The sequence below is a fragment of the Shewanella sp. SG41-4 genome (assembly GCF_014164505.1).
GTDB lineage: Bacteria > Pseudomonadota > Gammaproteobacteria > Enterobacterales > Shewanellaceae > Shewanella.
On record NZ_JACJFI010000178.1, the window covers coordinates 1 to 9,026 of the forward strand.

Sequence of the window (9,026 nt, forward strand, 5' to 3'; positions counted from 1 at the left end):
AGTTTGTAAAACGGGATAAGCTTCATTCGGTTTCTTCATTTAATTATAATCCTAATTATTTATAATAGTTGATTTAAAACGCTGAAAAAGTGCCACCAGGTACCTAGAAACTTATTAACCGTTCTTGGAATTTTTTTTAAGCTTACTGGAGACAGCAAATTATTGGAAGCATACTTTCGATTCACGTTGTAAAGTATTTCTATATAGTTAAATACATTGCTGCGTGCATATTCCTGTTTTAATAGATACGCTTCTTTAATTCGCTCTCAAACTTTTAGTAACTTGGATTATGCTCCAAATAAATGCTTAAATCAGCAGTACTTCATTCATTGTCGTATTCCGACATCACAATTGTCTGTGTACAGCTCCTACATAATACTTTTTTTATTTGTAAATTTTGTGCATCATTAGAAAATGCCTCTTTAGTACTTTTGTTTTTAAAATAAATAACAAAAACACGATTTATCCCCTTTTAGATGCAGGTTTTAGTGTTTCCTCGATCAATAAATCATAACTGAATCCTCCACTGTATTGCTTTAGTAATGGCTGCATTGCCTGTCGATATTGCTGGTATTGTTGTGCATTAGTCACGTGTAATCCAACCAGTAATTCGTAACTCATCTTGACCTCCTAAAAGTAGTTATGTACTCTTTAGTACGTAACCATAGCGTATTAGGTGGTATTATGGCTAGACCTAGAACATTTAATAAAAATGAAGTACTTGAAAAAATCCTTATCATGATTTGGCAACATGGTTCTTGTGGGTTGTCATTGGATGAGTTGGCTAGAAAGCTAACTCTCAGTAAAACAAGTTTATACAGTGCATTTGGCAACAAAGATGCTGTACTCAGTCTGTGTTTAGATTTATATGAACGGCAATATGAACAACCAATGATCGATAGTTTTAAAGGCGAAAAAGTGAGTGACTGCATTCGAAATTTTCTTGCCTTTTCTAGTCGTCGCTTCGAAGCATTACAAACCCCACCAGGCTGTTTTATGTTTAATTGTGCGATTGAATGTTCGTCTTTGTCAGCTTCATTTAAGGATAAAGTGGAACAAGGAAATAGCGCATTTCGTCAGTCGTTAAAGCTACGAGTATTAGATCTCACTACCAATAAAGACCCCGAATATATCGACAGCCTCGTGGATATGCTACTGGTAAATCTATTTGGTTTAGCCAGCGCATCACGAATGAACTTTCCACTTAGTGGTACCCATTTAACCTTGCTAGATAAGTGTTTTGAATAATAAATAGGAAACCTATAACAATGAGAATAGCCACGATTAATAAATTTGGATCTCCTGATGTTGTGAAAATTATGCAGGGGACTGTACCGGTTCCAAGTTCGAAGCAGATATTAGTTAAATTGAAAGCCGCTTCAGTTAATCCTGTCGATGCTCAAATTAGAATGGGACATTATGAACAATACACTCCACTGCCTTTTAATCTCGGTTTTGACGGTGCTGGAATAGTTGAAGCGGTTGGTGAACAAGTCAGTGATTTTAAAGCGGGTGACAGGGTTTTTTTTGTTCCACCAATACTGAACGGACAGGGGACTTACTCAGATTATTGTGTTGTTGATGCTGAGCTGGCTGCTCCTATTCCTGAAGCGTTAAGTTATATCGAAGCTGCTGCATTATCGTTAACGGGTTCAGCTGCCTGGGAGGCTATTTTTGACCGTGGACGGCTCCAATCTCATGAAACAGTGCTTATTCACGCGGGTGCTGGAGGCGTTGGTCATATCGCCATTCAAATTGCGAAAGCCATTGGTTCCAAAGTAATTACGACAGCGAGGAAAAGTAACCACACCCTATTAAAGGGTCTTGGTGCAGATATTGTTATTGACTATGAAGACGATGACTTTATGGCGCAACTTGTTAATCATGCCGGTAGTGATGGGGTACATCTAGTTGTAGACACTATAGCTGGAAATACTATTATGGACTCAGCACAAGTATTAGCTCCCTATGGCAGAATAGTATCGCTGGCTGATTACTGCCCTCCACAAAACCTGATTTCGCTATGGCCTAAAAATGCAGAGATTCACTTAGTATTTATGACACCTTCGGCAGATAGATTAAAAAAACTAGCCGAACTAGTAGAACAAGACAAACTTAAGATAATAGTAGATAAAGTCTTTCCGCTTGAACAAGTGGCTAAAGCCCATGAATACTTAGCTTCTAGGGGGCGAACTGGTAAAATAGTTTTATCGATTGAGTAACTACAGATTTAGGATAGATAGGTATTCAGTTTTTAATTTTAATAATACTTAGCTTGGGCCGTGTGTCACCAAATTTAGCTAAGTATTATTTGGCCGTTATATTATTAAGCTCTAATATGGAGGCGTTCGGATGGGTTCAATGACAGGGCCAGATCGCAAACGTTTATTGAACAGCATTAGGTCGTTTAACGAGCTCCTGTAGTTCGTTAAATCTTCATAGCTAGGATGGTTTCTTGTTCTTTTGCTTACAGGTTAAACGTAGAATTCAAAAAGTAAGCACTCATGTGGTTGCCCTGGGCTAATGAGGTTTGGGCGGGTGACGTGACCAATTTAAACACAGGTGAAGGCAGGATGTATTTGGCGCTGGTGATGGATTTATATTCACGCCGGATTGTTGGGTGGCGCATAGACAAACGCATGACTACAGATTTGTTATCACAGGCATTAATAAAAGCCTAGAGCCCGCGCCGACCGACCAGAGGGATGGTATTTCACAGTGACCGAGGCTCACAGTATATGAGTAAGCAATTCGGTAGGCTGCTAACTATGGTATCCGAGCCAGTATGGGTGATGTGGGTGCGTGTTGGGATAACACCGTCGTTGAGCGTTTCATTGGTAGCTTAAAACACGATTGGATTTTTACGTTGCATTTTTAGTGCGTCGCAAAAAAATACTTGCACTTAGGTAATGTAACAAGTAAATTACGCACCATGGTTGAGTTGGACAGTTATTTGTGACGTTTCACTCACTCACTTGGTAGAATTTAACCTGATATAAAGGTTCGAATCCTGCCGGGTGCACCATATCAGTGGTGATTGTAGCTCAGTTGGTAGAGTCCCGGATTGTGATTCCGGTTGTCGTGGGTTCGAGCCCCATCAGTCACCCCATTTTTTTCTAGTCAAATCAAAATATCTGATACAGACCTTTTGGGTTCCCCATGTGTGTTCTGCTCACGATAACTATCTACTTCAAAATAATTTCAGTGTCCTTTTTAAAATCCAATTTCGCACATTAAACGTGCAAACACATCAAAATTGAACATAAGTCAGCCTTTTTATCATGCAAATCGACCTTTTCAGGCTCGACTCTGTTAAAAACGGTAGCTATAATGTCGCGTCTTGATAAATATCAAAAATAAGCTACCTGTACCAACAGCGTCTTCAGCATCAATAATATCGCTGTGCTGGGTATCAGAGCTAAATCCGTGGTCAAGAAACGAATATCTAATGGTTGAGTTGTCGACCATTACAAAGAACGTCAGACATATTTCGAGGTAAAACAATGCAAGTTTCTGTTGAAACAACTCAAGGCCTAGAGCGTCGCCTAACTATTTCTGTACCTGCTGAGCAAATCGAGAAATTGGTTAAAGACAATGTATTGCGCGAAGCTAAGCGTGCTCGTCTTCCTGGTTTCCGTCCTGGCAAAGTGCCTATTGGCGAAATCAACAAGCGTTATGGCAAAGCCATTCGTCAAGACATCACTGGTGAAGTGATGCAACGCAACTTTATTGAAGCTATTGTGGCTGAAAAGTTAAACCCTGCTGGTGCACCAGTATTCACTCCTGGTTCAACTGAAGGCGATTCTTTTGAATTCGTTGCAACATTTGAAATCTACCCAGAAGTTGTCCTAACTGGTTTAGATAGCATTGCAGTTGAACAGCCTAAAGCTGAAGTTAATGATGCTGACGTTGACACTATGATTGAAACGTTACGTAAGCAACATGCCACTTTTGCTGCTGTTGAGCGTGAAGCAGTTGCTGACGATAAAGTTAAAATGAACTTTATTGGTTCTATTGACGGCGAAGAATTCGAAGGCGGAAAAGCTGATGATTTCGAACTTCAATTAGGTAGCAACCGTATGATCCCTGGTTTTGAAACGGGTATCGTAGGGCATAAAACCGGTGATGAATTCGAAATTGAAGTCACTTTCCCTGAAGATTACCATGCTGAAAACTTGAAAGGTAAAGCGGCTAAGTTCGTTATTACTCTGACTGAAGTTCAAGCGGCCAATCTACCAGAAGTAAATGATGAATTTGCTTCTTTGTTTGGTATTGCTGAAGGTGGCTTAGACGCACTTAAAGCTGAAATCCGTAAAAATATGACTCGTGAACTTGAGCAAGCGCTAAAAGCAAATGTGAAAGAGCAGGTTATTACTGGTTTACTAGCAGCAAACGATATCGCTATTCCTAAAGCACTTATTGAAGGTGAAGTGAATGTACTTCGTCAACAAGCTATGCAGCGTTTTGGTGGTCAAACTGAAAATATGCCTGAACTTCCGGCTGAACTTTTCACTGAACAAGCTGAGCGTCGTGTTAAAATTGGTTTGCTATTAGGCGAAGTGATCAAAACAAACGAGCTAAAAGCAGAAGATGATCGTGTTAATACATTGATCGAATCTATGGCTTCAGCGTATGAAGATCCATCTGAAGTTGTTTCATACTACAACTCAAATAAAGAACTCATGCAAAACATGCGCAACGTAGCGCTTGAAGAGCAAGCTGTGGAAGCATTGTTAAAAACGTCAAAAGTAACCGTTAAAGACGTTGCTTTTGAAGAATTTATGAACAAGGCTACCGGACGAGCGTAAGCTAAGCTTGACTTAACAGGCCGTTCGCCATTTATAATGGCTCGTATGAGGTTCCTCATGCGGGCCATTTTTATTTTAGGGAAATGAATAATGCATAATGCACCAGAATCAGTACTCAACGCGCTTGTTCCTATGGTTGTTGAACAAACAGCGAAAGGTGAACGTTCTTATGATATCTACTCTCGTCTATTAAAAGAGCGAGTGATCTTTTTAGTTGGCCAAGTAGAAGAACACATGGCTAACCTCATTGTTGCTCAATTATTATTCCTTGAGTCAGAAAGCCCAGATAAAGATATATATTTGTACATTAACTCTCCAGGCGGTTCTGTCACAGCTGGCATGGCTATTTATGACACCATGCAGTTCATTAAGCCTAATGTGAGTACTGTATGTATGGGTCAAGCTGCGAGTATGGGCGCATTTTTGCTCGCTGGTGGTGCCAAAGGTAAACGTCATTGCTTACCTAACTCTCGTGTGATGATCCATCAGCCATTAGGTGGCTTCCAAGGTCAAGCATCAGACATAGCAATCCATGCAAAAGAAATTCTTGGTATTAAAAATAAATTAAACGAAATGTTAGCAGAGCATACCGGCCAGCCGTTAGAGATTATTGAACGTGATACCGACCGTGATAACTTCATGAGTGCTACTCAAGCTGTTGAATATGGTATTGTCGACTCATTACTAACGAGTCGCGGCTAATACCGGTAGCTGATTTTCTGGATATTTTCAGGTATTCTGTATTGAAAGACGTTCAGTCATCAATGTGGTTATGATAAGTATCTACAAGCAGAGCTTAGGTCCAACCTAAGTTGTAAACAGAGGTAGAATAATGGGCGATAACAAAAATAACGGTGACAGCGGCAAATTGCTGTACTGCTCTTTTTGCGGAAAAAGTCAGCATGAAGTCAGAAAACTTATTGCTGGTCCATCAGTTTATGTATGTGACGAATGTGTTGATTTATGTAATGACATCATCCGTGAAGAAATCAAAGAGATTTCACCTAAACGTGATGAAGATAAGTTGCCGACACCGCATGAGTTACGCAAGCATCTTGATGACTACGTAATTGGTCAGGACCAAGCTAAAAAAGTGTTAGCCGTAGCGGTATACAATCATTATAAGCGTTTACGTAATGGCGCAATTAAAGATGGTGTTGAGTTAGGTAAAAGTAACATTTTACTGTTAGGCCCTACCGGTAGCGGTAAAACATTATTGGCCGAAACGCTAGCTCGCTCACTTAATGTTCCTTTTGCTATGGCAGATGCAACCACATTAACCGAAGCTGGTTATGTGGGTGAAGATGTTGAAAACATCATCCAGAAGCTACTGCAAAAATGTGATTACGACGTTGAAAAAGCTGAACGCGGTATCGTCTATATTGATGAAATTGACAAAATCAGCCGCAAATCTGACAATCCTTCTATTACTCGTGATGTATCGGGTGAAGGTGTTCAGCAAGCGTTGCTTAAGCTCATTGAAGGCACAGTTGCATCTGTTCCTCCTCAGGGCGGACGTAAGCATCCACAACAAGAATTCTTGCAAGTGGATACGTCTAGAATTCTGTTTATATGTGGTGGTGCGTTTGCTGGACTTGAAAAGGTCATTGAGCAGCGTGCACACACAGGAACTGGAATTGGCTTTGGTGCAGAAGTAAAAGGCGAAGCAGATAAAGCGACTATTTCACAAATCCTTAGCCAAGTAGAGCCTGGTGATTTAGTGAAATTTGGTTTAATTCCTGAGTTTATTGGTCGTTTACCTGTTGTTGCAACACTAACTGAGTTAGATGAAGCTGCATTGGTACAGATTCTGTCTGAACCTAAAAATGCATTAACTAAGCAATATAGTGCATTGTTTGAGATGGAAAATGTCGAACTTGAATTCCGTGATGATGCATTACAAGCCATCGCTCAAAAAGCAATGTCTCGTAAAACAGGTGCTCGTGGATTGCGTTCTATTGTTGAAAGCATCTTGCTCGATACAATGTATGATATTCCGTCGACACAAGGCGTGATTAAAGCAGTTGTTGATGAATCAGTAGTGAAAGGCGAGTCAGCCCCTATTTTGATTTACGAAAACACTGAGACACAGGCTGCTTCAGGCGAGCAATAATTGCACTGATAGTCAGGAAGTTGAAAAATAAGGAGTCCATTGGGCTCCTTTTTTCGTATTAGCCATTGAAACTGATAACATCACCCCAATATACTCAGTAATAAGTCAATTTCATTAAACGGAATCGAGCCATGACTAAAGAGCGTGAAGCGCATATCGAACTCCCCGTATTACCACTGCGAGATGTGGTAGTTTACCCGCATATGGTAATTCCGCTATTCGTGGGACGGGAAAAATCAATTCGTTGCCTAGAGTCGGCAATGGAACAAGACAAACAAATTTTATTAGTCGCTCAGCGAGATGCTGATCTCGATGAACCTACCAAAGACGATATTTTCGATATTGGTACTGTTGCCTCTATTTTACAGTTGCTTAAATTACCAGATGGAACGGTAAAAGTATTAGTTGAAGGCGGCCAGCGTGCCAAAATCAAGCAATACACCCAAGAAGAAGAGTTTTTTGCCGCCACAGCCGAATACCTCGAATCACAAGAGTTAAGTGATAAAGAAGAAGAGGTCTTAGTTCGTAGTGCTATCGGTCAATTTGAAGGCTACATCAAGTTAAATAAAAAAATCCCACCAGAAGTATTAACTTCACTGTCGGGGATTGATGAAGCGGCTCGTTTAGCCGATACCATGGCTGCACATATGCCATTGAAGCTTGAAGACAAACAATCTGTCCTCGAGATGATCAATGTCGGCGAGCGTCTTGAATATTTAATGGCGATGATGGAATCGGAAATTGACTTGCTCCATGTCGAAAAACGAATCCGTACTCGTGTTAAAAAGCAGATGGAAAAAAGTCAGCGCGAATACTATTTGAATGAGCAAATGAAAGCCATTCAAAAAGAGCTTGGCGATATTGACGAAAACCACGACGAATTTGAAGTGTTGGCGCGTAAGATTGAAGACGCCGGCATGCCAACTGAAGCCAAAGAAAAAGCTATCGCTGAGTTGAACAAACTCAAAATGATGTCACCAATGTCTGCTGAAGCTACTGTTGTGCGCAGTTATGTGGACTGGATGACAGCGGTGCCTTGGAAACAGCGTTCAAAAATTAAGCGTGATTTAGCCAAAGCGCAAGAAGTGCTAGATACTGATCATCATGGGCTGGAAAAAGTCAAAGAACGTATTCTTGAGTATTTAGCAGTTCAAAGCCGAGTGAAACAGCTTAAAGGGCCTATATTGTGCTTAGTTGGACCTCCAGGTGTGGGTAAAACCTCATTGGGCCAGTCGATTGCCAAAGCAACCGGCCGTAAGTATGTTCGCGTTGCATTAGGCGGCGTACGTGATGAAGCGGAAATTCGTGGTCATCGTCGTACTTATATTGGTTCTATGCCAGGTAAAGTCATTCAGAAAATGGCTAAAGTGGGCGTTAAAAACCCATTATTCTTGCTCGATGAAATCGACAAGATGAGCTCTGATATGCGTGGTGACCCATCATCAGCGTTATTAGAAGTGCTTGACCCTGAACAGAATGCGACCTTTAACGACCACTATCTTGAAGTCGATTATGACTTATCAGATGTGATGTTCGTTGCTACGTCAAACTCAATGGATATTCCTGGCCCTTTACTTGACCGTATGGAAGTAATTCGTTTATCGGGTTATACCGAAGATGAAAAGCTCAATATTGCTAAGAAACATTTATTAACAAAGCAAATTGAACGTAACGGTCTTAAAGAAAAAGAAATAAAGGTTGATGACAGCGCTATTTTAGGCATTATTCGTTATTACACTCGTGAAGCGGGTGTGCGTTCATTAGAACGTGAATTATCGAAGATTTGTCGTAAAGTAGTGAAGCATATCCTGCTCGATAAAACGGTAAAAGTGGTTGAAGTTAACCAGGATAATTTAAAGTCATTCCTTGGTGTACAACGTTTTGATTTCGGTAAAGCCGAATCGAACAACCAAATTGGTCAAGTGACAGGTCTTGCGTGGACTCAAGTTGGTGGTGATTTGTTAACCATCGAAGCCACCTCAGTAGCAGGTAAAGGTAAATTAACCTATACCGGTTCACTGGGCGATGTGATGAAAGAGTCTATTCAAGCGGCAATGACCGTTGTACGTGCTCGTGCTGAAAATCTTGGTATTAACAATGATTTT

At 40.6% G+C, this 9,026-nt stretch carries 7 protein-coding genes, 1 tRNA gene and 1 pseudogene; 8 read left to right on the forward strand and 1 reads right to left on the reverse strand.

All coding sequences use genetic code 11. The features are described 5' to 3' along the window. Nucleotides 1-462: 462 nt before the first annotated feature. Complete coding sequence (locus H5202_RS14925) at nt 463-621, reverse strand: hypothetical protein (protein WP_182772772.1); 159 nt, start codon at nt 619-621, stop codon at nt 463-465. Between the two features lie 63 nt (nt 622-684). On the opposite strand from H5202_RS14925, the gene H5202_RS14930 reads away from it, so the two are divergent. The 8 genes and pseudogenes from H5202_RS14930 to lon form a co-directional block, all read left to right on the forward strand. After that, complete coding sequence (locus tag H5202_RS14930; protein WP_182772773.1) at nt 685-1,248, forward strand: TetR/AcrR family transcriptional regulator; 564 nt, start codon at nt 685-687, stop codon at nt 1,246-1,248. 20 nt (nt 1,249-1,268) lie between these two features. Beyond that, nucleotides 1,269-2,222 (forward strand): quinone oxidoreductase family protein, encoded by a 954-nt coding sequence (locus H5202_RS14935; protein ID WP_182772774.1) that lies wholly within the window; start codon nt 1,269-1,271, stop codon nt 2,220-2,222. 297 nt (nt 2,223-2,519) lie between these two features. Beyond that, a pseudogene (locus H5202_RS14940) lies at nt 2,520-2,863 on the forward strand (DDE-type integrase/transposase/recombinase); the annotation flags it as partial. A gap of 170 nt (nt 2,864-3,033) precedes the next feature. Continuing rightward, a tRNA-His gene (locus H5202_RS14945) sits at nt 3,034-3,109 on the forward strand. A gap of 394 nt (nt 3,110-3,503) precedes the next feature. Then, entirely contained in the window at nt 3,504-4,808 is a 1,305-nt protein-coding gene (gene tig / locus H5202_RS14950; RefSeq protein ID WP_182772775.1) for a trigger factor, read from the forward strand. Nucleotides 4,809-4,898: 90 nt separating this feature from the next. Further along, on the forward strand, nt 4,899-5,510 hold the full coding sequence (gene clpP / locus H5202_RS14955; RefSeq protein ID WP_182772776.1) for an ATP-dependent Clp endopeptidase proteolytic subunit ClpP: 612 nt from the start codon (nt 4,899-4,901) through the stop codon (nt 5,508-5,510). A gap of 130 nt (nt 5,511-5,640) precedes the next feature. Continuing rightward, entirely contained in the window at nt 5,641-6,921 is a 1,281-nt protein-coding gene (gene clpX, locus H5202_RS14960; protein WP_182772777.1) for an ATP-dependent protease ATP-binding subunit ClpX, read from the forward strand. A gap of 131 nt (nt 6,922-7,052) precedes the next feature. Then, nucleotides 7,053-9,026, forward strand: a 1,974-nt coding sequence (gene lon / locus H5202_RS14965; protein ID WP_182772778.1) for an endopeptidase La, incomplete at its 3' end; no start/stop codon positions are given.

Coding starts and splice junctions, on each gene's coding strand:
- H5202_RS14935 (WP_182772774.1), top strand. CDS start 1,269: ATGAGAATAGCCACGATTAATAAATTTGGATCTCCTGATGTTGTGAAA.
- tig (WP_182772775.1), top strand. CDS start 3,504: ATGCAAGTTTCTGTTGAAACAACTCAAGGCCTAGAGCGTCGCCTAACT.
- clpX (WP_182772777.1), top strand. CDS start 5,641: ATGGGCGATAACAAAAATAACGGTGACAGCGGCAAATTGCTGTACTGC.
- H5202_RS14925 (WP_182772772.1), bottom strand. CDS start 621: ATGAGTTACGAATTACTGGTTGGATTACACGTGACTAATGCACAACAA.
- clpP (WP_182772776.1), top strand. CDS start 4,899: ATGCATAATGCACCAGAATCAGTACTCAACGCGCTTGTTCCTATGGTT.
- H5202_RS14930 (WP_182772773.1), top strand. CDS start 685: ATGGCTAGACCTAGAACATTTAATAAAAATGAAGTACTTGAAAAAATC.